This is a genomic window from Nonomuraea africana (assembly GCF_014873535.1).
In the GTDB taxonomy this organism is placed as follows: Bacteria; Actinomycetota; Actinomycetes; order Streptosporangiales; family Streptosporangiaceae; genus Nonomuraea; species Nonomuraea africana.
In genome coordinates this window covers 3,737,296-3,761,011 of sequence record NZ_JADBEF010000001.1, presented here as the reverse complement: position 1 = coordinate 3,761,011, position 23,716 = coordinate 3,737,296, and the positions used below count along the sequence as shown (strand labels likewise).

Below are 23,716 nucleotides of genomic sequence, written 5' to 3'. Positions count from 1 at the left end.
GGTCGGTTCCTCGGGTTCTCGGGGTGTGGCGGATGGCGCGATGTTCTCTGGGAGTGTGGAGGGTGGTCTCTCGGTTTCCCCGGAGGCGGCGGCCGGTTTGGTGATCCCTGGCGGCGCGGTGGTCGGTTCCTCGGGTTCTCGGGGTGTGGCGGATGGCGCGATGTTCTCTGGGAGTGCGGAGGATGGTTTCTCTGTCTCCCCTCAGGTGGCGGCTGGTTCGGTGATACCCGGGGACACGGCGGCCGGTTCCTTGGGGTCCCGGGGTGCGGCGGATGATCTGGTGGCCGCTGGGCAGGTCGCGGGGGTGGATGGTTCTGTGGCCCCTCGGCAGGTCGCGGGTGCGGGCGATTCGGTGGGTTCACCGGCTGGCGTGGTGCGCGAGGCAGGTGGTGTTGCCGTAGGGCGGCGGGTGGTCGTGGGAGAGCCTGGGGCTCGGCCCGTTGAGAAGGTGGCGGGAGCGGGCCGGGGCCCGAAGGTGGTGGCGCTCGGCGGTGGGCACGGCCTCTACGCGTCGCTGTCCGCGCTGCGGAACGTGACCGACCGGCTGACCGCCGTGGTGACCGTCGCCGACGACGGGGGCTCCAGCGGCAGGCTGAGGCGGGAGCTCGGCGTGCTCCCTCCAGGCGACCTGCGCATGGCGCTGGCCGCGCTGTGCGGCGCCGACGAGTGGGGCATCACCTGGAGCGAGGTGGTCCAGCACCGGTTCAGGAGCGAAGGCGACCTGCACGGGCACGCCGTCGGCAACCTGCTGATCGTGGCGCTGTGGGAGCTGCTCGGCGACCCCGTGGCCGGTCTCGACTGGGTGGGACGGCTGCTCGGCGCCCAGGGCAGGGTGCTGCCGATGGCCTCCGTCCCGCTCGACATCGTCGCCGAGGTGGAGCTCGACGGGGTGATCTCGACGGTGCGCGGCCAGGTGGCGTGCGCGCTGACGCCCGGCAGGGTCCAGGCGATCTCGCTGGTCCCCGAGAACCCTCCGGCCAGCCAGGAGGCCGTGCGGGCGGTGCTCGACGCCGACTGGGTGGTCTTCGGTCCCGGTTCGTGGTTCACCAGCGTGCTGCCGCACCTGAAGGTGCCGGAGCTGGCCGAGGCGCTGCACCTCACCAAGGCCAGGCGGCTGGTGACGCTCAATCTCGCGCCCCAGCCGGGCGAGACCGACGACTTCTCGCCCCAGCAGCACCTGGAGGTGCTCAGGCAGCACGCGCCCGACCTCACGGTCGACGTGGTGCTGGCCGACACGGGCGTGGTCGATGATCTCGGCGCGCTGGAGAAGTCCGCGGCCGCGCTGGGTGGCCAGGTGGTCACGGCCGGGGTGGCGGCCGAGGACGGCTCGCCGAGGCACGACCCACGACGTCTTGCCTCCGTCCTGGACGAGATTTTCCTCCAGAAGCGTTGATCCTGGTCGGCGCCGCTCGAAGGTGCGAGAGACTTCTTGGGAGCCGGTCTGTATGGGGGAGGACTAACGCTTATGGCAATGACAGGTGTGGTGAAGGACGAGCTGAGCCGACTGCCGGTGCTCAAGCCCTGCTGCCGCAAGGCGGAGGTGTCCACGCTGCTGCGCTTCGCCAGCGGCCTGCACCTGGTGGGCGGACGCATCGTGATCGAGGCCGAGCTCGACACCAACGCCACCGCCCGCCGGCTGATCAAGGACATTGGCGAGGTCTTCGGCCACAAGGCCGAAGTGCTGGTGCTGGCTCCCGCGGGGCTGCGCAAGGGTTCGCGCTACGTCGTGCGGGTCTACCGCGACGGCGAGGCGCTCGCCCGCCAGACCGGGCTGATCGACAACCACGGCCGCCCGGTCAGGGGGCTGCCGCGTCAGGTGGTGGCGGGGGCCTCCTGCGACGCGGAGGCGGCCTGGCGTGGCGCCTTCCTCGCCCACGGCTCGCTGACCGAGCCTGGCCGTTCGATGTCGCTGGAGGTCACCTGCCCCGGCCCCGAGGCGGCGCTGGCGCTGGTCGGCTCGGCGCGACGGCTCAAGATTCACGCGAAGGCGCGTGAGGTGCGCGGCGTCGACAGGGTGGTGGTGCGCGACGGCGACGCCATCAGCGCGCTGCTGACCAGGCTGGGCGCCCATGACAGCGTGCTGGCCTGGGAGGAGCGGCGGATGCGCCGCGAGGTGCGGGCCACCGCCAACCGGCTCGCCAACTTCGACGACGCCAACCTGCGGCGCTCGGCCCGCGCGGCGGTGGCGGCGGGGGCGCGCGTGCAGCGGGCGCTGGAGATCCTGGGCGACGACGCCCCCGACCACCTGGTCATCGCGGGGCGGCTGCGGGTGGAGCACAAGCAGGCGTCGCTGGAGGAGCTGGGCCAGATCGCCGACCCGCCGCTGACCAAGGACGCGATCGCGGGGCGCATCAGGCGGCTGCTGGCGATGGCCGACAAGCGCGCCTCCGACCTGGGCATCCCCAACACCGAGGCGAACCTGACCGTGGACATGCTGGCTCCGTGAGCTCGGCTCGCCCGCCACGTGGAAGCAGACGGGGGTACGGCCGGGGCGGGCGCCGCGCGAGTGCGGCGCCCACCGGAGGTTCAGGCCTGCGGGTTCTTCGGCGTGAAGAGGTTGCCCTCCGGCTGCTGCTCCGGGGCGGACGGCGGCGCCATCGGCACGACCTCCGCCTCCCTGGCGGCCTTGACGCGCTTGTTGACGAACGAGAATCCGGCGAAGGCGCTGATCGCCCAGAACAGCAAGGTCTTGGGGTCCTCGCCGATCAGGTCAGGCATCAGGCCGGTCACCGAGGTGAAGGCGTCGAGGTAGCCGAGCTTGCCACCCTCCTCGCCGGCGTACTTGACGGCGAGGACGGTCCCGCCGATGGCGGTGCCGAGCGCGGCGCCCACCAGCCCGAACAGCGCGGCGAGCGGCGGCAGCACAGGGCTGGACGGCTTGACGGCCATCATGCCGAGGCCGACGAGCACGCCGACCAGGACGGCGACGAGGCCGATCTCGTACTCGGTGATGCCGACCACGGCGCCGTAGACGGCCGCTCCGACCAGCATGGCCACCAGGCCCACGAGAATGCCCGGTACCAGTCCTGACTTCTGCTGGGTCATATAGAGGTCCTCGGAAAATAGGCGTGTTGACAGTGATGAGTCGGGCACTTTACTCGACTAGGGCAAACCATGTGTGTTGATCGAGGAAAAACAGGGTGGGACCTCACGTGGTCTAAACCAATTTGGGTCCGATAGGGTTCTGATTGAGGTTTCAGCCCGCCATTCACGTACGAGGAGACGGTTCCGTGAGCATCCGCGTAGGCGTCAACGGCTTCGGTCGCATCGGCCGCAATTTCTGGCGCGCGGTCGCCGCCAGCGGCAAGGACATCGAGATCGTCGCGGTCAACGACCTGACCGACAACGCGACGCTCGCCCACCTGCTGAAGTACGACAGCATCCTGGGCCGCCTGCCGTACGAAGTGAAGGCCACGGCAGACGAGATCGTCGTCGACGGTAAGACGATCAAGGCCTTCGCCGAGCGCGACCCCGCCAAGCTGCCCTGGGGCGACCTGGGTGTCGACGTGGTCGTCGAGTCCACCGGTTTCTTCACCGACGCCACCAAGGCCAAGGTGCACGCCGACAACGGCGCCAAGAAGGTCATCATCTCCGCTCCGGCGAAGAACGAGGACGTCACCATCGTCATGGGTGTCAACCACGACACCTACGACCCTGCCAACCACACGGTCATCTCCAACGCCTCCTGCACGACCAACTGCCTGGCTCCGCTGGCGAAGGTGCTCAACGACTCCTTCGGCATCGAGAAGGGCCTGATGACCACGATCCACGCCTACACGCAGGACCAGAACCTGCAGGACGGCCCGCACGGCGACCTGCGCAGGGCCCGTGCCGCCGCGCTCAACGTGGTGCCGACCTCCACCGGCGCGGCCAAGGCCATCGGCCTGGTGCTGCCGGAGCTGAAGGGCAAGCTCGACGGCTTCGCGATGCGCGTGCCGATCCCCACGGGCTCGGCCACCGACCTCACCGTCGAGGTCAAGCGCGACGTCACCGTCGACGAGGTCAAGGCCGCCTACAAGGCCGCCGCCGAGGGCCCGCTCAAGGGTTACCTCACCTACACCGAGGACGAGATCGTCTCCAGCGACATCGTCACCGACCCGGCCTCCTGCATCTTCGACGCGGGGCTGACCAAGGTCATCGGCAACCAGGTCAAGGTCATCGGCTGGTACGACAACGAGTGGGGCTACTCCAACCGTCTGGCCGACCTCATCGAGCTGGTGGGTCGCGACCTGTAATGAGGACCATCGACGATCTCGATGTGAAGGGGCTGCGCGTCCTGGTGCGCGCCGACCTCAACGTCCCCCTCGACGGGGAGACGATCACCGACGACGGGCGCATCCGCGCGTCGGTGCCCACCATCAAGGAGCTGGCTGAGCGCGGTGCGAAGGTCATCGTCTGCGCCCACCTGGGCCGCCCCAAGGGTGAGGCGAACCCCAAGTACACGCTCAGGCCGGTCGCCAGGCGGCTGGGCGAGCTGCTGGGCCAGGACGTCGCCTTCGCCGGCGACGTGGTGGGCCCGGAGGCGCAGCGGGAGGCCGGCGCCCTGCTCGACGGCCAGGTCCTGCTGCTGGAGAACCTGCGCTACGAGCCGGGCGAGGAGTCCAAGGACGACTCGGTCCGGCAGGCCTTCGCCGAGCAGCTGGCCGGCCTCGCCGAGCTCTACGTCGGCGACGGCTTCGGCGCGGTGCACCGCAAGCACGCCAGCGTCTACGACGTGCCGCGGATCCTGCCGCACGCGGCGGGCGGGCTGGTCGTGGCCGAGGTGGGCGTGCTGAAGAAGCTCACCGACGAGCTCGAGCGGCCCTATGTGGTCGTGCTGGGCGGCGCGAAGGTCTCCGACAAGCTCGGTGTCATCGCCAACCTGCTCACCAGGGTCGATCGGCTGCTCATCGGCGGCGGCATGGCCTACACCTTCCTCAAGGCCCAGGGGCACGAGGTCGGCCAGTCGCTGCTCCAGGAGGACCAGCTCGACCAGGTGCGCGGCTTCCTGGACGAGGCCGCGGAGCGCGGGGTGGACCTCGTCCTGCCCGTCGACGTGCTGGCGGCCACCCACTTCGCCGAGGACGCCGAGCACGAGGTGGTCGAGGCCACCGCGATCCCGGCCGACCGGCAGGGGCTCGACATCGGCCCGAAGACGCGCGAGCTGTTCGCGACCAAGCTGGCCGACGCCCGCACGATCTTCTGGAACGGCCCGATGGGCGTGTTCGAGTTCGACGCGTTCGCCGGCGGAACTCGGGCGGTGGCCGAAGCGTTGATCGCTTCTGAGGCCTTCACCGTGGTGGGCGGCGGCGACTCGGCGGCAGCCGTACGCAAGCTCGGCCTGCCCGAGGACGGCTTCTCCCACATTTCCACCGGTGGTGGGGCCAGCCTCGAGTACCTCGAAGGCAAGACCCTGCCCGGCCTGGCCGCTCTGGAGGAGTGACGTGCGCAAGCCGCTCATCGCCGGCAACTGGAAGATGAACCTCAACCACCTCGAGGCCATCGCGCTGGTCCAGAAACTGGCTTTCGCGCTCAACGACAAGGACTTCGACAAGGTCGAGGTCGCCGTGCTGCCGCCGTTCACCGATCTGCGCAGCGTGCAGACGCTGGTCGACGGCGACAAGCTGCGCATCGTCTACGGCGGCCAGGACCTCTCCAAGTACGACGGCGGCGCCTACACCGGCGAGGTGTCGGGTGCCATGCTGGCCAAGCTCGGTTGCACTTTCGTGACGATCGGCCACTCGGAGCGGCGGCAGTACCACCACGAGGACGACGAGGTCGTCAACGCCAAGGTGCGCGCCGCCTACCGCCACTCGCTCACGCCCATTCTGTGCGTCGGCGAGGACCTGCCCGTACGGCAGGCCGGCCGCCAGGTGGCCCACTGCGTGTCACAACTCGATGGCGGACTGCGCGAAATCTCCGCCGAGCAGGCAAAATCGATAGTGGTGGCCTACGAACCGGTCTGGGCGATCGGCACCGGTGAGGTGGCCACTCCGCAGGACGCGCAGGAGGTGTGCAGCGCGCTGCGAGCACGACTCGCCGAGCTCTACACGACCGAAGTGGCCGCCGCCGTCCGTATCCTTTACGGAGGCTCGGTCAAGTCCGACAACATCGCCGGGATCATGGCTCAGCCCGACATCGACGGAGCCCTCGTGGGGGGCGCCAGCCTCGATGCGGGGGAGTACGTCAAGATCTGCCGTTTCGGCGAAATGTCGGCCTAACTGCAGCGTTCGGAGGGTGCGACTTGACAGCAGGTCGTACCCTCTAGAAGCAAGTTTGAATCGTCACGCGAACAGAGCATTGAAAGAACAGGTCTACGGTGACTATCGGAATCTCCATCGCCCTCATCCTGGCGAGCTTGCTGATGATCCTGCTCGTCCTGCTCCACAAGGGTAAGGGCGGAGGTCTGTCCGACATGTTCGGCGGTGGCTTCTCGTCGAACTTCGGCGGTTCCTCGGTGGTCGAGCGCAACCTCGACCGCCTGACCATCATCACCGGCATCGTATGGTTTGTCTGCATCATCGCCCTTGGCCTGCTGCTCAAGCCCTGACAGCACGTCAACGCGTGACAGTGATTCTCCCCCCGCCGCACGCGGGGCGATCGAGCGAGGAGTTCATCCGTGGGTAGTGGCAACGCGATCCGTGGCAGCCGAGTCGGCGCCGGCCCTATGGGGGAGGCCGAGCGCGGCGAGGCAGCTCCGAGAGTGCGGGTCTCGTTCTGGTGCGCCAACATGCATGAGACGCGCCCCAGCTTCGCCAGTGACGCGGCGGTTCCCGAGATGTGGGACTGCCCCCGTTGCGGCCTTCCGGCCGGCCAGGATGAGGCTGCGCCTCCGGCCCCCCCGAGGAACGAGCCGTACAAGACGCACCTGGCGTACGTGAAGGAGCGCAGGAGCGACAAGGACGGCAAGGCCATCCTCGAGGAGGCCCTCGAGCGCCTGCGCGCCAACAAGTCCCCCTGGTAGGGCTTTCACGCGCGAAGACCCCGGCCGTTGGACGGCCGGGGTCTTCGCGTTTTCGCGGGAGACCGCCGTTGCGGTGAGTAAGGGATGTTGTCAGAAATCGATATTGGCATGTCCGCAATTGCACGGCATGATGATCGCGTTCAACGGTCGTCTACCCAAAGGAACTCCGTGCTGAAGAGAACGCTGTCCATCGCCGCCGCCGCTGTCTCGGCCGCGGCCGTGCTCGCCGTCCCCGCCGCCGCCCACGCGGACGCCAACTGCGGCACCGGCTACAACGTCGTCGCCCAGGCCGCGGTCAAGACCTCCGGCGGCAGCAACTGGGGCACCGTCTACCTGACGTACAACAGCAGCACCGGCAAGAACTGCGCCACCGTGATCAAGAGCGCCTACGTCGGCACCTACACCGACGCCTACGTCGGGATCACCGTGCAGAACGGCAGCGGTTACGGCATCTACGAGAGGGTCCAGTACTACGCGGGCCCCGTCTACGCCGACGCGCGCGGGGCCTGCGTGAAGTACGACGCCTGGATCGAGAACTCCGCCGGCACCAGGGCCAACGGCGGTCGCTCGAGCTGGGGCAACTGCGGCTAACGCTGGTAGACCGCCTCGCCGTCCACGAAGGTCAACCGCACCTTCGAGGTCCAGATCTCCGACTCGGGCAGCTCGAACGGGTCCCTGTCGAGGACGACCAGGTCGGCGGGGCGGCCCTGCTCGATCACGCCGGCGGGGGAGCGGTTGATCCAGGCCGACCCCGCGGTGTAGGCGGTCATCGCGGTGGCCAGGCTGAGCCGCTGCCCCGGCAGGAACGGCGTCCCCGCGGTCGGGTAGCTCGCGTGCACGGAGCCGCCCGGCTCGGTCCTGTTGACCGCCACGTGCATCCCCTGGATCGGGTCGGCGCTGGAGACCGGCCAGTCGCTGCCGGCGCAGAACCTGGCCCCGCTCCGCTCCAGATCGGCGAAGGGATACTGCCAGGCCGAGCGCTCCTCGCCCAGGTAGGGCAGCGTGAGCTCGTCCATCTGCGCGTGGTGGGTGGCCCACAGCGGCTGCAGGTTCGCCGTCACGCCGAGCGCGGCGAAGCGCGGCACGTCGGAGGGCTCGATGATCTGCAGGTGCGCGATATGGTGCCGGTTGTCCGGCGAGGTGCCCTCGAAGCTGTCCAGCGCCTCCCGCACGGCCCGCTCGCCGATCGCGTGGAAGTGCACCTGGAAGCCGTGCCTGTCCAGTTCGGCCACGTACTCGCGCAGCTTGCCGGGGTCGATGTAGGACAGCCCGGTGCCGCCGCACAGGCAGTACGGCTCCAGCACCGCGGCGGTGAAGTTCTCGGTGATGCCGTCCTGCATGATCTTGACCGAACCCGCGCTGAACCGGTCGAGCCCGTCGGCCATCGCCCTGCGCTCGAGGAGTGAGGCGATCTGCTCGGCTCCCTGCGTGCGGTCCCACCACAGCGCGCCGACCACGCGGGCCTTCAGCCGGCCCGCCTTGGCCGCCGAGAGGTAGGTGGGCAGCTGGTCGTCGGAGCCGGCGTAGGAGCCGACGATCGCGTCCTGCCAGCCGGTGATGCCCCGTGAGAACAGGTGCCGCTGCGCCGTCATCAGCGCCGCGTCCAGGTCGTCGGTGGTCGGGCGGGGCGTGAGCAGGCCGACCAGGTCCATGGCGCCCTCGTGCAGCACGCCGGTCGGACTGCCGTCGGGGTCGCGCTCGATCCTGCCGTCGGCGGGGTCGGGCGTGTCGCGGGTGATCCCCGCCAGCTCCAGCGCCCTGGTGTTCACCCAGGCCGCGTGGTGGTCGCGCTGGATCAGGTAGGCGGGCCTGTCGAGGAAGTCCAGCTGGCTGCGGTGGGGCAGGCCGCCGGGGAAGGCCGACATGTCCCAGCCGCCGCCGTCGATCCACTCCCTGTCGCAGCCGTCGGCGTAGGTCCTGATCGCCGCCAGGTACGCGTCGAGTCCGTAGATCTCCGACAGGTCGCATTTGGCGTGCTCCAGCCCGGCCTGCACCGGGTGGATGTGCGCGTCGGTCACGCCGGGCATGAGCAGGCCGCCCTCGAGGTCGACCGTCTCGTGCGCGGGCGCCTGCCGTACCACGTCGGACTCGGCGCCGACGGCGACGATCACGCCGTCGCGGACCAGGACGGCTTCGGCGAAGGTTCCGGTGGCGGTGAAGACGCGGCCGCCGCGGAAAAGGGTGTGCAACAGGATCTCCTTCAGTGACCGGTGATGAGGTCGGCGAGACGGGCGAGCGCCGACGTGCGGGACATCGAGCGTTCGCGGGCGTCCGCGACGCGGTAGAGGCGGTACATGGAGTGGACGCCCAGCCAGCGCAGCGGCTCTGGCTCCCACGGGCGCACCTTCCGGCCCACCCACGGCAGCTCGGTGAGCTCGCTGTGCTCGCCGAGGATCAGGTCGCGCAGGGTACGGCCGGCCAGATTGGCCGTGGTGACCCCGTGCCCGGTGTAGCCGCCCGCCCAGCCGAGGCCCGTGGCCTGGTCGACGTGCGCGGTGGAGCACCAGTCGCGCGGCACGCCGAGCACCCCCGACCAGGCGTGCGCGATCCTGGAGGAGGCGGCGGCCGGGAAGAAGTCGACCAGCAGCGCCCACAGCGCCTCAATGGTCCAGCCGTGGGTGTGGCCGCGGGCGTCGACGCGCGAGCCGTACAGGTAGGGCCGGCCCCTTCCGCCGAAGGCGATGCGGCCGTCGGCGGTGCGCTGGGCGTACATGTAGTAGTGGGCCAGATCGCCGAGCAGCTCGGCGCCCTGCCAGCCGACCTCGGCCCAGAACCCGTCGGGCAGCGGCTCCGTTACGATCATGGAGCTGTTCATCGGCAGCCACTGCCGACGCAGGCCCTTGATCGTCGAGGTGAAGCCCTCGGTGGCCCTGATCACGTAGTCGGCGCGGACCGTGCCGTACGGCGTGACCGCCCGGTGCGGCGCGATCTCGGTGACCGGCGTGTGCTCGAAGATCTCCACTCCCAGCTCGCGTACGGCCCGCGTGAGGCCGCGCACCAGCTTCGCCGGGTGAATCCTGGCACAGTGCGGGTTCCACGAGGCCTGGACCGCGCCCGCGACCCGCAGCCGCGCGTCGCGCTCCACCGGGGTGAGCAGCCTGGCCTCGACGCCCCAGCGGGCCCCTGAGGCCACCGAGGCGCGCAGCCTGGCGGCCTGCGCGGTGCCCCTGGCGACGTTGAGCACTCCGCCCTTGACGATGTCGGCGTCGATGCCCTCCCTCTCGCAGACCGCGATCACCTCGTCTATGGAGGCGTACATCTCGCGCTGCAGGGCCCTGGTCGCCGCCAGACCGTGCGTCTTCGCGTAGCGCTCGGGCGAGCCGGCCAGGTCGCCGGTGAGCCAGCCGCCGTTGCGGCTGGAGGCGCCGAACCCGGCGAACTCCTTCTCCAGCACCACGACGTCGAGCGAGGGTCTGGCCCGCTTGAGGTAGTAGGCCGTCCAGAGCCCGGTGTATCCCGCGCCCACGATCACCACGTCCGCCCGGCGATCACCGCCGAGGGCGGGACCGGCCGGCGCGGGGCCGAGGGAGCGATGCCAGAAGGAGACGTCTCCGTTGACGAAGTCGTCGGTGAACGTAGGAACACGCGAACTCATGACCCCACATACTGCTATATCCGCATATCTGGGTGCATCCTGCCACGGAATTCGTGATGAAACACTTTCAGCCGCTAGCTGTAACAAACCTCTCGCATCCTCATATGTATGGGATTTCTGCGCATCCGAACCACGGTCGACGAACGCCCCGGAAGGCTGGCCTCGCTGGCCGCGGCCCTGGCCGAGCGGGGCGGCAACATCCTCGGACTGAGCGTCCAGCCCGACACCGACGGCACCGTCGACGAGTTCGTCGCGGAGATTCCCGCCAGTCCCGAGACGGTCAGGGCGGCGCTGGAGTCGGCCGGTGGCCGCCGGGTGCAGGTCGTGCCCGCCAGCGCGCACGAGCTGACCGACGAGCCCACCAGGGCGCTGCTGCTGGCCGCGCGCCTGCGCGGCGCACCGTGGCGGCTGCCCGAGCTGCTGGCCGAACTGCTGCGCGCGGACGACGCCCGATGGGTCTATGGTGAGGCGGTGCGTGATCTTCCCGACCCCACCCTGCTGGTCGTCCCCGTGGCGGCCAAGCGCGCGATCAAGGTGCGCCGGTCCGACCTGCCGTTCACGCTGACCGAGGCCGCCCGCGCCGCCGCCTTTGTACGGCTGGCCCAGCCGCCGGCCGAGCCCTCCTCGAGCGCTCGCGTGGTGCGCCTGGCCGACGGGGTCGAGACCGAGGTCAGGCCGCTGACGAGCATCTACAGGGAGGCCGTCCGCGACCTGCACGAGCGCTGCTCGCCCGAGTCGCGGCGCTTCCGCTACTTCACCTCGATGCCCTCGCTGCCGCCGAGGGTGTTCGACCGGCTCGTGGATCGCGGCAGGGGCCTGTCATTCGTGGCCTGCCACGACGGCCAGGTGGTCGCGATGGCGAACCTCATGTTCACCCCCGATCCCGGCATCGCCGAGATGGCCGTGCTGGTCGAGGACCGCTGGCAGGGGCGCGGTCTGGGCGCGGCACTGGCCAGGACGCTGGTGCAGGAGGCCCGTGACCTCGGCTACGCCGAGGTCCGTGCCACCCTGCTGTCGGACAACACCCGCATGCGCAGGCTGATGATCTCGCTGGGCGCGACGCTCGCCTACACCGAGGACCCCGGCGTCGTCGAGGCCAGGCTCGCGGTGGGCGCGCTCGTCTAGGGCGCCTCTCGCCCTCCTTACGGACGCCCATGGCGTGCCGCTGGTCGAGTAGCTCGCACTCTCTCGGGCCCGAGGCTACAAACCAGGCATGTGGGGTATCTCTCACATGTGGATCTTGACGAGATCGCCGACCGGCTCTACGGCCTGGACGTGTCCGACTTCATCCCCGCGCGGGAGGCCGAGGCCCGCGCGGCCAAGCAGGCGGGGCGGGCCGACCTGGCCAAGCAGGTGGCCGCGCTGCGCAAGCCCACGGTCGCGGCCTGGGCGGTCAACCAGCTGTCGCGCAGGCACCCCGACGAGCTCGCCGAGCTGCTGGAGCTGGGGGAGGAGCTGCGCGCCGCGTGGGCGGCCCAGGACGCCGACGCGCTCGCCGAGCTGACCGCGCGGCGCGCCAGGCTCTCCCAGCGGCTGGTACGGCTGGCGCCCTCCTCCGGCGCCGAGGTGGAGCAGACGCTCGACGCGGCCACCGTGGACGCCGACGCCGCCGACCAGGTACGGCAGGGCCGCCTGGCCAAGCCGCTCAGCTACAGCGGCTTCGCCCCCGCGCCCATCCCGAGATCCCGCCCCGCGCGCAAGCCGTCGGAGGAGGACCAGCGGGCCGCCGAGGAGCGCAGGGCCAAGGAGCTGGCCGAGGCCACCGCCGCCTACGAGGAGTGGCGTGAGGCGCTGGCGCAGGCCGTGCAGGAGCGCGATGAGCGGGCCGCGAAGGTCCTGGCGCTGGAGAAGAAGCTCGCCAAGGCCCGCAAGAGGCTCGCGGAGGCCGACCAGAAGGCGGAGGTGGCGCGCAGGGAGGAGGCGCACGCGCGGGCGCGGCTGAGCCGCTAGAGTGCTGTACGAAACGGTGTCGTACACCTGGAGGGTTCCATGTCCGAACTCGCAGCGATCGTCACGGGCGCCAACAGCGGTATCGGCCTGTCCACGGCCCGTGAGCTGGCCAGGCGCGGCGCAGGCGTGACCGTCGCCTCCCGCGATCCCGGACGGGGCGGGGCCGCGGTGGCGAGCATCCTGCGCGACGTCCCCGGCGCCGACGTCGGCTTCCGCCGGCTCGACCTGGCCGACCTGTCCTCGGTCAGGGAGTTCGCCGCGGGCGTGGAGCGGGTCGACCTGCTGATCAACAACGCGGGCATCGGCATGGTCTCGCGCGGCGTGACCAAGGACGGCTTCGAGCTGCAGTTCGGCACCAACCACCTGGGCCACTTCGCGCTCACCGGGCTCCTGCTGCCGCTCCTGCTGGCCGCGCCCGCGCCGCGGGTGGTCAACGTGTCCAGCGACGCCCACAAGGTCGGCAGGCTCGACTTCGACGATCTCGGCCTCGAGCGCCGCTACGGCAAGATGAGCTCCTACGGCCGCTCCAAGCTGGCCAACCTGTTGTTCACCTTCGAGCTTCAGCGCAGGGCCAGGCGGGCGGGGTCGGCGCTGCTGTCGGTGGCCACCCACCCGGGCGCCACCGCCACGAACTTCTTCAGCGTGGGCCCCCTTCAGCCGCTGCTGAGGCTGTTCCTGCGCAGCGCCGACGACGGCGCGGCGCCCTCCCTCTACGCGGCGACCTCGCCGCTCATCAGGGGAGGGGAGTACCTCGGGCCGACGTCCAAGCCGCTGCGGCCGAGCAAGGACGCTCTCGACGAGGCGCTGGCCGCCCGGCTGTGGGAGGTGTCCACCGAGCTGACCGGCGTACGATTCCAGGAGTTCGCCCACAACTAAGGAAGCGTGCGTGGCACCACTCGATCCCGGCAGGGAGAAGGCCATCCTCGACGCCACCTTCGACCTGCTGTCGGAGATGGGCTATGACCGGATGTCGGTCGACCAGATCGCCAAGCGCGCCAAGGCGAGCAAGGCGACCATCTACCGGCGCTGGGCGGGCAAGCCCGAGCTGGTCGTCGACGTCATCTGCCGCCGCTTCGACATGGACGTGCCGCCCGCCCCCGACACGGGCTCCCTGCGCGGTGACCTGTTCGAGGTCGTCAGGGGGCTCTGCGCGGCGGCCGAGCGCAAGCACGGGCTCATCATGGGGCTGTCGTCCACGCTCGTCTCCCATCAGGAACTGGCCAGGACCCTGCGCGAGCACATGCCCGTGCGCGATCTGGGCGGCGCCTCCGCGCTGGTCGATCGGGCCGTGGCCAGGGGAGAGCTGGCCGCTCCCGTGGACGCCGGACGGCTGGCCGAGCTGGTGGAGGCGCTCGTCTGGCATCGCCTGATCTTCGTCGGGCCGCCGCTGGACGACGCCTTCGCGGCCGAATCGGTCGACGGCGTGCTGCTTCCGCTGGCGCACGCGTGGGCAGCGCGCTGAACCTTACGACTTAGTGTGAGATTCTTCCCCAAACTCTTTCTGGCTGGGGAGAGCGCGCTTAGGGTCGTCGCCATGACGATCGACGCCTTCATCGACCGGTTGCCCAAGGTCGAGCTCCATGTCCATCTGATCGGCTCCGCCTCCGTGCCGACCGTGCTCGAACTGTCGCGCCGCCATCCGGGCAGCGGCGTGCCGGCCACGGAGGAGGAGCTGCGAGACTTCTACACCTTCCGCGACTTCCCGCACTTCGCCCAGGTCTACGGGGCGGTCAACGCGCTGGTCCGCGATCCCGAGGACGTCGCCTCGCTCGTGACGGGGCTGGCCCGCGACCTGGCGCCGCAGAACTGCCGCTACGTCGAGTTGCAGGTCACGCCGTACGCGCACTGGATTCAGGGGCTGCCGATGCGGGCGGTCACCGAGGCGCTCGACGTGGCCGCCCGCAGGTCGCTGGACGAGCACGGCGTCGAGATGGCCTACATCTTCGACATCCCCGGCGAGTTCGGCGTCGAGGCGGCCAGGATCACTCTCGACCACGCGCTGAACGAACCTCCCGCCGCGTTGGTAGGTTTCGGCATCGGCGGGATGGAGCAGGAGCGGGCCGCGTACCGCGACTCCTTCCGAGACGCCTTCTCCGCCGCCCGCAAGGCGGGCCTGCACAGCGTCCCGCACGGCGGCGAGATGACGGGACCCGAGACCGTGTGGGAGGTCATCGAGGGCTACGGCGCCGAGCGCATCGGGCACGGCATCAACTGCCTCGGTGACCCCCGCCTGGTCGCCTACCTGCGCGAGACCCAGCTGCCGCTGGACGTCTGCCCGACCTCCAACGTGTGCACCGGGCAGGTGCGGCGGATCGAGGACCATCCGCTGCCGAGGCTGCTGGAAGAGGGCCTGTTCCTCACCCTGAACAGCGACGACCCGCCCATGTTCGCGACCACGCTGGAGCAGGAGTACCGCGTCGCGGCCCACGTGTTCGGGCTGGGCGAGGCGGAGCTGGCCGCGCTGGCGGGCAACGCCGTACGGGCGTCGTTCATGGGCGAAGAGCGCAAGAGGGAGCTGCTCGCCGAGATCGACACCCTGCGCTGACCACCGCCTCAGCGTTCGCTCAGGGAGAGGAGATCCTGCTGAGACCGGCGGGGATCTTGCCCGCCGCGGCCCTGTCGAGCAGGAACAGCGTGCGCTGCGCCCCTCTGGCGCCCGCCGCGGGCACCTGCACCTGGCCGGAGTCCTGGGCCAGCGCCAGCCGTACGGCCCCAGCCTTCTCCTCGCCCGCGGCCACCACCCAGACCTCGCGCGCGGCGTGGATGGTGGGGAAGGTCAGCGAGATGCGCACGGGCGGCGGCTTGGGCGAGCCGTGCACGGCGACCACGGAGCGGGTGTCGTAGACGGCGGGGTTGCCGGGGAAGAGCGAGGCCACGTGCGAGTCGGGGCCCATGCCGAGCAGCATCACGTCGAAGGAGGGCACGGGGCCGTGGTCTTCGGGATGGGCGGCCTTGCGCAGCTCCTCGGCGTAGGCGTCGGCCGACTCCTCGGCGCTCATACCCGAGTCGGGACCGCGCATGACGTGCACCCTGGCGGGGTCGAGGTCGACCCGGTCGAGCAGGGCCGCGCGGGCGCCGGTCTCGTTGCGCTCGGGATCGCCCGAGGGCAGGAAGCGCTCGTCGCCCCACCAGATGTCGAGCTTGCGCCAGTCGACCGCGTCGCGGGCCGGCGTCGCGGCGATGGCGGCCAGCGTGGCGATGCCGACCGTGCCGCCGGTCAGCACCAGCGAGGCCGAGCCCCTGGCGGACTGCACGTCGACCAGACGGGTGATGATGCGCGCGGCGACGGCTTTGGCCAGCACGTCGGCGTCGCGGTGCACGACTACGTTGGGAACGCTCACGGGAGCCACCCTATCGAGGGTTCGCCGCCTGCCCGGGTCACCATGGCCGTCGATTCGGAGTTCGGCTGCGTCTCTCATGAGGAGCGTCTCTCATGAGGAGCGTCTCTCATGAGGACGGAGGTGGAACTTCGGCCGCGTCTCTTGTGGAGACGGAGGTGGGACTCCGTTCGGTCTTCCGGGAGGGCTGCGGTGGGGGAGGGAGGCTCTCGGGAGGTGGGGAGGGCGTCCCTCTGGGAGCCGGGTGTCGGGAAGCTGGGGGTCGGAGACGGCGGAGGTCCCGGGTCCGTCCGGGACCCGGGACTCGGCGAGCGGGTCAGCCCCTGTGGGAGCGGGCCAGCCGCTTCAGCGCCGTCTCGTAGATCTCGTCGGAGTCGAGCCTGCGCAGCTCCTCGGCCAGCAGCTCCGAGGTGTGCCGCCGGGCCAGCGCGACGTGCCTGTCGGGCTGGCCGGGACGCGAGAGCGTGGCCAGCCGCGCGTCGGTGCGGGTCACCGCGATCTCCCCGTCGTCGAGCGTCAGCCTGACCGCGGTCAGGCCGGGGCCCGCCGAGTCGACCACCTTGATCGGCGCGCCGAGCCGTTCGCTCAGCCACGCCGCCAGCAGCGGCGCGCTCGCGTTCCCCGACGCGGCGTCCACGAAGCCCTTCTTGACCTTCGCCACGGGCTGGTCGAAGGCGGCGGCCAGCAGGCTGCGCCACGGCGTCAGCCTGGCCCACGCCAGGTCGGTGTCGCCCGAGCTGTACCCCTTGGCCCGCCCGGCCAGCACCTTGATGCCGTCGGGCACCGTCTTGGCGTCGGTGATCCGGCGCTGGGCCAGCATCCCGATCGGGTCCTGGGAGGGGATGGCGGGCGCGTCGCCCGGCCACCACGCCACGACCGGCGTGTCGGGCAGCAGCAGCGGGCTGACCACGGAGTCGGCGTGCGCGGTCAGCTCGCCGTACAGGCGCAGCACGACGACCTCGCCGGGCGTGGACTCCCCGACCCGCAGCTCCGCGTCGAGCCGGTTGGCCTCGTCGGACTCTCTGTTGATCACCACGAGGATCCGCGAAGGGTGCTCGCGGGCGGCCTCGGTGGCCGAGCGGACCGAGTCGTACTGGTCACGCTCGTCGCAGACCACGACCAGCGTCAGCACCATGCCCACGGCAGGGGCGCCCATCTGGTGGCGCAGCCGGGTGAGCTGCCCCGAGATCTTGCCTGCCGTCGTGTCGGTCAGCATGAAAGATGTCATGAGGCCTCCTTCGCCGGCCTCATGACTTCCGAAGTGCTGTGTTCGATGGTTCTCTCGCTGCGCTCGTTCACAGTCTCCTCCACACCCTGCCGTCGCGGGCCATCATCTCGTCGGCCGACGGCGGGCCCCACGTGCCCGCGGGGTAGTCTTCCGGCTGGCCCTGCGTGGCCCAGAACTCCTCGATCGGGTCGAGGATCTTCCAGGACAGCTCGACCTCTCGCTGATGCGGGAAGAGCGGCGGGTCGCCGATCATCACGTCCAGCAGCAGCCGCTCGTACGCCTCGGGTGACGACTCCATGAACGACTCGCCGTAGGCGAAGTCCATGGAGACGTCGCGCACCTCCATCGCGGTGCCCGGCACCTTCGAGCCGAACCGCACCGTGATGCCCTCGTCCGGCTGCACCCTGATGACCAGCGCGTTGTGGCCGAGGATCTCGGTGTCGTCCTTGCTGAAGGGCAGGTGCGGCGCCTTCTGGAAGACCACCGCCACCTCGGTGACGCGGCGGCCGAGCCGCTTGCCCGTGCGCAGGTAGAACGGCACGCCCGCCCAGCGCCGGTTGGCGATCTCCAGCTTGATGGCCGCGTAGGTCTCGGTCACGGAGTCGGCGGGGATGCCCTCCTCCTCCAGGTAGCCGACGACCTTCTCGCCGCCCTGCCAGCCCGCCGCGTACTTGCCTCGCGCGGTGTTCAGCGACAGGTCGGCGGGCAGCCGCACCGCCTTGAGCACCTTCTCCTTCTCCCTGCGCAGCGCGTTGGCGTCGAAGGAGGTCGGGTCCTCCATCGCGACCAGCGCGAGCAGCTGGAGCAGGTGGTTCTGGATCACGTCGCGGGCCGCGCCGATGCCGTCGTAGTAGCCCGCGCGCCCGGCCAGGCCGATGTCCTCGGCCATGGTGATCTGCACGTGGTCGACGAAGCTGCGGTTCCAGATCGGCTCGTAGAGGTTGTTGGCGAACCTCAGCGCCATGATGTTCTGGACCGTCTCCTTGCCGAGGTAGTGGTCGATCCTGAAGATCGAGCTCTCGGGGAAGGCCTCGTTGGTGATCTCGTTCAGCTCGTGCGCGCTCTGCAGGTCGTGCCCGAACGGCTTCTCGATCACCACCCGTCGCCACGAGCCCTCGGGGGCGTCGGCCAGACCCGTGCGCTTGAGCTGCTTCACCACCGTGGGGAAGAACTTCGGCGGCACCGACAGGTAGAAGGCATAGTTGCCGCCGGTGCCCCTGGTCTGGTCGATCTCCTTCAATGCCATCGCGAGGGCGTCGAAGGCGCCGTCGTCGGAGAACTCGCCGGGCACGAAGTGAATGCCCTCGGCCAGCTGCTTCCAGACCTCCTCGCGGAAGGGCGTGCGCGCGTGCTCCTTCACCTCGTCATGGGTGAGCTGCGCGAAATCCTGGTTGGCCCAGTCGCGGCGGGCGAAACCGACCAGGGAGAAACCGGGCGGCAGCAGCCCCCTGTTGCCCAGGTCGTAGATCGCCGGCAGCAGCTTGCGCTTGGCCAGATCTCCCGTCACTCCGAAAAGCACCAGCACACATGGCCCCGCCACCCGGGGCAGCCGCTTGTCCCGCGGATCACGCAGCGGGTTGGCGGCGGCCACCTCAAGTGTGGTGGCCGTGCTCGCGGCGGCGGCCGCCACGGCGGCGGTCTCCTCCACGGGCGCTGCCGGTTCTGTCATCTCAGACCTCCTGTGCGGCTGCGAGCAGGTGCGCGATCCCCGCTGCGCGGTCGGTCAAATGCAGTCGTACGGCGGGCCGCCCCCGCCCGGTGAGGGCCTGCCGGTCGCCGAGCGCCTGCGCCAGCTGCAGCTCGCCCAGCGTGAAGGGCTTGCCCGGCACCTTGACGTCGGCCGTCACGGCACCGGTGATCTGCAGGAACACCCCGTTTGACGGCCCGCCCTTGTGGTACTGGCCCGTGGAGTGCAGGAATCGGGGTCCCCACCCGAACGTCACGGGCCGCGACGTCCGCATGGCCAGCAGCGCCCGCAGCGTCTGGGCGTCGGCCGCCAACCACGCCGCGGTCATCTGCTCGAAGTCGGCGTCCTTCGGCACGGGCGCGTCGAAAGTGGCCAGCCGGTCGAGGTAGGCCATCACGGCCAGGTAGCCGTGCTCGGGCACCCCGTGGAGCAGCTCGGTGAACACGCCGGACAGATCGTGCGCGCGGGTCGCGCCGTACACCTCGACCGGGCCGTCCACCAGCACGGGCTCCTCGGACGGCGGCGGGCCGTCCAGGACGCGGGCGGTGTTGTCCTTCGACTCGGCCACGTCGGGCTGGTCGAAGGGGTTGACCCCGAGCACGAGCCCGGCCAGCGCCGTGGCGTACTCCCACACCAGGAACTGCGCGCCGAGCGAGCCGTCGACGCGGACGTCGCCGTTGTCGGACTCGATCGCCATGATCAGCTCGTCGCGCGCGCCCGTCGGCTCGGCGGCGACGACGGGCAGGATGCCCTTGCCCAGTTTGCCCGTGGACTCGGCGACCAGCTGCTCGATCCAGTCGGGCAGGCCGTTGATCTCCGTGAGCTGGTCTTCGAGGATGAGCTTGTCGCGCCCGGCCAGCGCCGCGCCGCCGAGCGCGGCGCCGAGGGCCAGCCCCGGGTTGCCCTCGTCCGCGGCGAGCAGGGGCAGCACCTCGGCGGCGTCGTCGAGCAGGCACTCCACGTCGGCGCCCGCCAGCGCGCTCGGCACGAGGCCGAACGCCGACAGCGCCGAGTAGCGTCCGCCGACGTTCGGATCGGCCAGGAAGATCGTGTAGCCGGCCTCGGCGGCCGCCTGCTCCAGCGGTGAGCCAGGATCGGTGACGACCACGATCCGCTCGGCGGGGTCGATGCCGGCGGACCTGAAGGCGTCCTCGTAGATCCTGCGGTGGCTGTCGGTCTCGATCGTCGAGCCGCTCTTGCTCGACACGACCACGATCGTGCGGTCGAGGCGGTCGTCGAGCGCCCGCCGTACCTGGCCGGGGTCGGTGGTGTCGAGGACCGTCAGCGGCACGTCGGCGGTGTTGCAGATGACCTCGGGCGCCAGCGACGAGCCGCCCATGCCGGCCAGGACCACGTGGTCGAGGTTCTCGGCGCGGGCCCGCTCCACCAGCTTGCCGAGCTCGGGCAGCAGCTCGCGTGAGGTGCGGGGCAGGTTGAGCCAGCCGAGGCGCAGCGCCGCCTCGGCCTCGGCGTCGGCGCCCCACAGGGCGGGGTCGCCCGCCGCGAGGCGGGCGGGGACCCCTTCGCCGGCGAGCCGGCCCGCGACGGAGGCGGCGGCCTCGGCCACCCCCTCCTCGCGGTAGATGACGTCCATCGTCAGGGGACCAGCTTCTTGCTGATGCTCTCGAGCAGCTCGTTCCACGACGCCTCGAACTTCTCCACGCCCTCGTCCTCGAGCACGCGCACGACGTCGTCGTAGTCGATGCCCGCCTCCTTGAGCGCGGCCATGGTGTTCCACGCCTGCTCGTAGAAGGGACGGACGGTGTCGCCCGTGACGCGGCCGTGGTCGGCGCTCGCGTCGAGCGTCTTCTCCGGCATGGTGTTGACGGTGCCGGGGGCCACCAGCTCGTCGACGTACATCGTGTCGACGTAGTTGGGGTCCTTGACGCCGGTCGAGGCCCACAGCGGACGCTGCGGACGGGCGCCGGCCGCGCGCAGGCGCTGCCAGCGCTCGGAGTTCATGACGTCCTCGAAGGCCGCGTAGGCCAGGCGCGCGTTGGCGATGCCCGCCTTGCCCTTCAGCTCCGGCTTGCCCGCCTTGTCGAGGCGCTTGTCGATCTCGGTGTCGACGCGGCTGACGAAGAACGAGGCCACCGACTCGATGGAGGCCAGGTTGAGGCCCTTGGCCTGCGCGGCCTCGAGGCCGGCCAGCCAGGCGTCCATGACCGCGCGGTAGCGCTCGAGGGAGAAGATCAGCGTGACGTTGACGCTGATGCCCTCGGAGATCGCCTGCGTGATCGCGGGCAGGCCCTCGACCGTCGCGGGGATCTTGATGAGCAGGTTGGGCCGGTCGACCGCCCACCACAGGAAGCGGGCCTCGGCGATCGTCTTCTCGGTCTCGCGGGCCAGGCGCGGGTCCACCTCGAGGGAGACCCTGCCGTCCATGCCGCCGGTGGCGTCGTAGACGGGACGCAGCACGTCGGCGCCCCACCTGATGTCGTAGGTGGTGATGGCCCGTACGGCCTCGCCCACGTCGACCCCGCGCACGGCCAGGTCGTGCAGCTGGGCGTCGTAGGCGTCGCCCTTGCTGAGCGCGTTGGCGAAGATCGTCGGGTTGGAGGTCACACCCACGACGCTCTTCTCGCGGATCAGCTGCTCCAGGTTGCCGCTGCGCAGGCGCTCGCGGCTGATGTCATCGAGCCAGATGGACACACCCTGGCCGGTGAGCTTGTTCAGGTTTTCCGACATGTCTAGTTTCCCGTCGTCTCGCCCTTGTCGTGCCCCAGCTTGGCGAGGCTGGCCTTCGCCGCGGCCACGACTCGCTCGGCGGTGAGGCCGAACTGCTGATACAGCGTCCTGTACGGCGCCGATGCGCCGAAGTGCTCGAGGCTGACCACTTCGCCCGCCTCTCCAACGAACTCGCGCCAGCCCAGCGCGATTCCCGCCTCGACCGCGACGCGGGCCCTGACCGCCGGAGGAAGCACTGCCTCCCGGTAAGAGCAGTCCTGCCCGTGGAACCACTCGACACACGGCATCGAGACCACCCGCGTCGGGATTCCCTCGGCCTCGAGCAGGTCGCGCGCCGCGACGGCGATCTCGACCTCGCTGCCGGTGGCGATGAGAATGGTGAGCGGCTGGCCGGTGGAGGCCTCGCGCAGCACGTAGCCGCCCCTGGCCACGCCCTCGGCGCTGGTGCCCTCGAACACCGGCAGGTTCTGCCGGGTCAGCGCGAGCGCCGCGGGACGGTCGGTGTGCTTGAGCACGGCCTTCCACGCCGCCGCGGTCTCGTTCGCGTCACCGGGACGGACGACGTCGAGGCCGGGGATGGCGCGCAGCGCCCACAGGTGCTCGACCGGCTGGTGCGTGGGGCCGTCCTCGCCCAGGCCGATGGAGTCGTGCGTCCAGACGTAGGTGACCGGCAGCTTCATCAGCGCGGCCAGCCGTACGGCCGGGCGCATGTAGTCGGAGAAGACCAGGAAGGTGCCGCCGTAGGGACGGGTACCGCCGTGCAGGGCGATGCCGTTCAGGATGGCGCCCATGCCGTGCTCGCGGATGCCGAAGTGGAGCGTGCGACCGTAGGGGTTACCGGGGAACTCCTTGGTCTGGTACTCCTCGGGGATGAAGGACGGCTCGCCCTTCATGGTGGTGTTGTTCGACTCGGCCAGGTCGGCCGAGCCACCCCACAGCTCGGGCAGCACCGGGGCCAGCGTGCTGAGCACCTCGCCCGAGGCCTTGCGGGTGGAGATCGACGAGCCGATCTCGAAGGTCGGCAGCGCCTTGGCCCAGCCGTTGGGCAGCTCGCGCTCGGAGATGCGGTCGAACTCGGCGGCCCGATCCTCGTTGGCCAGGCGCCAGTCGGCGTACGACTTCTCCCACTCGGCGTGCGCGGCGCGGCCGCGCTCGGCGACCTCGCGGGTGTGCCTCAGCACCTCTTCCGGCACGTCGAAGGACCTGGCCGGATCCATGCCCATGATCTTCTTGGTGGCGGCGATCTCCTCCGCGCCCAGCGCGGCACCGTGGATCTTGCCGGAGTTCTGCTTGTTGGGGGCGGGCCAGCCGATGATCGTGCGCAGCCTGATGAACGACGGCCTGTCGGTCTCGGCGCGGGCCGCCTCGAGCGCCTCGTGCAGCGCCTGGACGTCCTCGACGTACTCGCCGGTCTTGGTCCAGTCGACGGTCTGGACGTGCCAGCCGTAGGCCTCGTAGCGCTTGACCACGTCCTCCGACAGGGCGATCGCGGTGTCGTCCTCGATGGAGATGTGGTTGGAGTCGAACAGCACCGTCAGGTTGCCGAGCTTCTGGTGGCCGGCGAGGGCGCTGACCTCGTGGCTGATGCCCTCTTCGATGTCGCCCTCGGAGGCGATGCACCAGATGTGGTGGTCGAAGGGGCTGGTGCCGGGCTCGGCGTCCGGGTCGAACAGGCCGCGCTCGCGGCGGGCGGCCATGGCCATGCCGACCGCGTTGCCGATGCCCTGGCCCAGCGGGCCGGTGGTCGTCTCGACGCCGACGGTGTGGCCGTGCTCGGGGTGGCCGGGCGTGCGGCTGCCCCAGCTGCGCAGCCGCTCGATGTCCTCCAGAGCCAGGCCGTAGCCGGACAGGTAGAGCTGGATGTACAGCGTCAGGCTGGTGTGGCCGCACGACAGGACGAACCGGTCACGACCCACCCAGGACGCGTCGGTGGGGTCGTGGCGCATCGTGCGCTGGAAGAGCAGGTATGCGGCGGGCGCCAGGCTCATCGCGGTGCCGGGGTGGCCCGAGCCCGACTTCTCGACCGCGTCCATCGCCAGGGCTCGGACGACGTCGACCGCCTGCTTGTCGAGGTCGGTCCATTCAAAGGTGCTCAACTGCTCGATCTCCGGAATCTAGTTGTCATGGTGGTGCTGGTGGCTTTTCCCGCCCACACCGACCCTAACTGAGTGGACCTTGGTAGGGCTGACCAACCCGTCCTCGGTGCCCCCATTGGCCGGACCGGCTCACCCTGCGACTACAGTTTGTTTGTTCGCAAGGACGTCAGGTGCTCGGCGTCCACGGTTCC

22 protein-coding genes are annotated in these 23,716 nt (G+C 70.4%); 13 read left to right on the top strand and 9 right to left on the bottom strand.

Annotation, left to right across the window (positions count from 1 at the left end):
• The first annotated feature begins 475 nt into the window (after positions 1-475).
• Entirely contained in the window at positions 476-1,393 is a 918-nt protein-coding gene (locus tag H4W81_RS17805; protein WP_192780867.1) for a gluconeogenesis factor YvcK family protein, read from the top strand.
• Between the two features lie 72 nt (positions 1,394-1,465).
• Entirely contained in the window at positions 1,466-2,446 is a 981-nt protein-coding gene (gene whiA / locus H4W81_RS17800; protein WP_192775851.1) for a DNA-binding protein WhiA, read from the top strand.
• A gap of 80 nt (positions 2,447-2,526) precedes the next feature.
• Here the strand turns inward: whiA and H4W81_RS17795 are convergent, their stop codons facing one another.
• On the bottom strand, positions 2,527-3,045 hold the full coding sequence (locus H4W81_RS17795) for a hypothetical protein (RefSeq protein WP_192775850.1): 519 nt from the start codon (positions 3,043-3,045) through the stop codon (positions 2,527-2,529).
• A gap of 185 nt (positions 3,046-3,230) precedes the next feature.
• On the opposite strand from H4W81_RS17795, the gene gap reads away from it, so the two are divergent.
• From gap to H4W81_RS17765, 6 genes are all read left to right on the top strand, one after another.
• Positions 3,231-4,235 (top strand): type I glyceraldehyde-3-phosphate dehydrogenase, encoded by a 1,005-nt coding sequence (gene gap, locus H4W81_RS17790; protein ID WP_192775849.1) that lies wholly within the window; start codon positions 3,231-3,233, stop codon positions 4,233-4,235.
• The gene (locus tag H4W81_RS17785) at positions 4,235-5,422 is read left to right on the top strand and encodes a phosphoglycerate kinase (protein ID WP_192775848.1); all 1,188 of its coding nucleotides are present in this window, start codon (positions 4,235-4,237) and stop codon (positions 5,420-5,422) included. The genes gap and H4W81_RS17785 overlap by 1 nt, the downstream gene beginning before the upstream one ends.
• A 1-nt stretch (position 5,423) precedes the next feature.
• Positions 5,424-6,200 (top strand): triose-phosphate isomerase, encoded by a 777-nt coding sequence (tpiA, locus tag H4W81_RS17780; RefSeq protein ID WP_318781789.1) that lies wholly within the window; start codon positions 5,424-5,426, stop codon positions 6,198-6,200.
• A 98-nt stretch (positions 6,201-6,298) separates the two neighbouring features.
• On the top strand, positions 6,299-6,529 hold the full coding sequence (gene secG / locus H4W81_RS17775) for a preprotein translocase subunit SecG (RefSeq protein ID WP_183661991.1): 231 nt from the start codon (positions 6,299-6,301) through the stop codon (positions 6,527-6,529).
• Positions 6,530-6,598: 69 nt separating this feature from the next.
• Positions 6,599-6,943 (top strand): RNA polymerase-binding protein RbpA, encoded by a 345-nt coding sequence (locus tag H4W81_RS17770; protein ID WP_192775847.1) that lies wholly within the window; start codon positions 6,599-6,601, stop codon positions 6,941-6,943.
• A 168-nt stretch (positions 6,944-7,111) separates the two neighbouring features.
• Complete coding sequence (locus tag H4W81_RS17765) at positions 7,112-7,534, top strand: hypothetical protein (protein ID WP_192775846.1); 423 nt, start codon at positions 7,112-7,114, stop codon at positions 7,532-7,534.
• On the opposite strand, the gene H4W81_RS17760 is transcribed toward H4W81_RS17765, so the two are convergent.
• Together H4W81_RS17760 and H4W81_RS17755 are read right to left on the bottom strand one after the other, a co-directional pair.
• Entirely contained in the window at positions 7,531-9,132 is a 1,602-nt protein-coding gene (locus H4W81_RS17760) for an amidohydrolase (RefSeq protein ID WP_192775845.1), read from the bottom strand. The genes H4W81_RS17765 and H4W81_RS17760 overlap by 4 nt on opposite strands.
• Positions 9,133-9,143: 11 nt before the next feature.
• On the bottom strand, positions 9,144-10,538 hold the full coding sequence (locus H4W81_RS17755; RefSeq protein ID WP_192775844.1) for an NAD(P)/FAD-dependent oxidoreductase: 1,395 nt from the start codon (positions 10,536-10,538) through the stop codon (positions 9,144-9,146).
• 108 nt (positions 10,539-10,646) lie between these two features.
• Between H4W81_RS17755 and H4W81_RS17750 the strand changes: the two genes are divergently transcribed.
• The 5 genes from H4W81_RS17750 (at position 10,647) to add (ending at position 15,033) form a co-directional block, all read left to right on the top strand.
• Positions 10,647-11,663, top strand: a complete 1,017-nt coding sequence (locus H4W81_RS17750) for a GNAT family N-acetyltransferase (RefSeq protein ID WP_192775843.1) — start codon at positions 10,647-10,649, stop codon at positions 11,661-11,663.
• Positions 11,664-11,771: 108 nt separating this feature from the next.
• Positions 11,772-12,488 carry a hypothetical protein gene (locus H4W81_RS17745; RefSeq protein WP_192775842.1) on the top strand — a complete coding sequence of 239 codons (717 nt, stop codon included), beginning with the start codon at positions 11,772-11,774 and terminating at the stop codon, positions 12,486-12,488.
• A 39-nt stretch (positions 12,489-12,527) separates the two neighbouring features.
• Positions 12,528-13,364 (top strand): oxidoreductase, encoded by an 837-nt coding sequence (locus H4W81_RS17740; RefSeq protein ID WP_192775841.1) that lies wholly within the window; start codon positions 12,528-12,530, stop codon positions 13,362-13,364.
• Between the two features lie 10 nt (positions 13,365-13,374).
• Entirely contained in the window at positions 13,375-13,950 is a 576-nt protein-coding gene (locus H4W81_RS17735) for a TetR/AcrR family transcriptional regulator (RefSeq protein WP_192775840.1), read from the top strand.
• A gap of 72 nt (positions 13,951-14,022) precedes the next feature.
• Positions 14,023-15,033, top strand: coding sequence for an adenosine deaminase (gene add, locus H4W81_RS17730; protein ID WP_192775839.1), 1,011 nt, complete (start codon positions 14,023-14,025; stop codon positions 15,031-15,033).
• A gap of 19 nt (positions 15,034-15,052) precedes the next feature.
• Here add and pgl read toward each other — a convergent pair whose 3' ends face one another.
• From pgl to tkt, 6 genes are all read right to left on the bottom strand, one after another.
• A complete protein-coding gene (gene pgl / locus H4W81_RS17725; protein WP_192775838.1) occupies positions 15,053-15,829 on the bottom strand; it encodes a 6-phosphogluconolactonase in 777 nt (258 codons plus the stop codon).
• Between the two features lie 313 nt (positions 15,830-16,142).
• Positions 16,143-17,054: a glucose-6-phosphate dehydrogenase assembly protein OpcA gene (locus H4W81_RS17720; RefSeq protein ID WP_192775837.1), complete on the bottom strand. Its 912-nt coding sequence runs from the start codon at positions 17,052-17,054 to the stop codon at positions 16,143-16,145.
• A gap of 67 nt (positions 17,055-17,121) precedes the next feature.
• Positions 17,122-18,723 (bottom strand): glucose-6-phosphate dehydrogenase, encoded by a 1,602-nt coding sequence (zwf, locus tag H4W81_RS17715; protein ID WP_225958674.1) that lies wholly within the window; start codon positions 18,721-18,723, stop codon positions 17,122-17,124.
• A gap of 1 nt (position 18,724) precedes the next feature.
• Positions 18,725-20,335, bottom strand: a complete 1,611-nt coding sequence (locus H4W81_RS17710; protein WP_192775836.1) for a glucose-6-phosphate isomerase — start codon at positions 20,333-20,335, stop codon at positions 18,725-18,727.
• A gap of 2 nt (positions 20,336-20,337) precedes the next feature.
• Positions 20,338-21,429 carry a transaldolase gene (tal, locus tag H4W81_RS17705; protein ID WP_192775835.1) on the bottom strand — a complete coding sequence of 364 codons (1,092 nt, stop codon included), beginning with the start codon at positions 21,427-21,429 and terminating at the stop codon, positions 20,338-20,340.
• A 2-nt stretch (positions 21,430-21,431) separates the two neighbouring features.
• Positions 21,432-23,462, bottom strand: coding sequence for a transketolase (tkt, locus tag H4W81_RS17700; protein WP_420538753.1), 2,031 nt, complete (start codon positions 23,460-23,462; stop codon positions 21,432-21,434).
• Between the last annotated feature and the right edge of the window lie 254 nt (positions 23,463-23,716).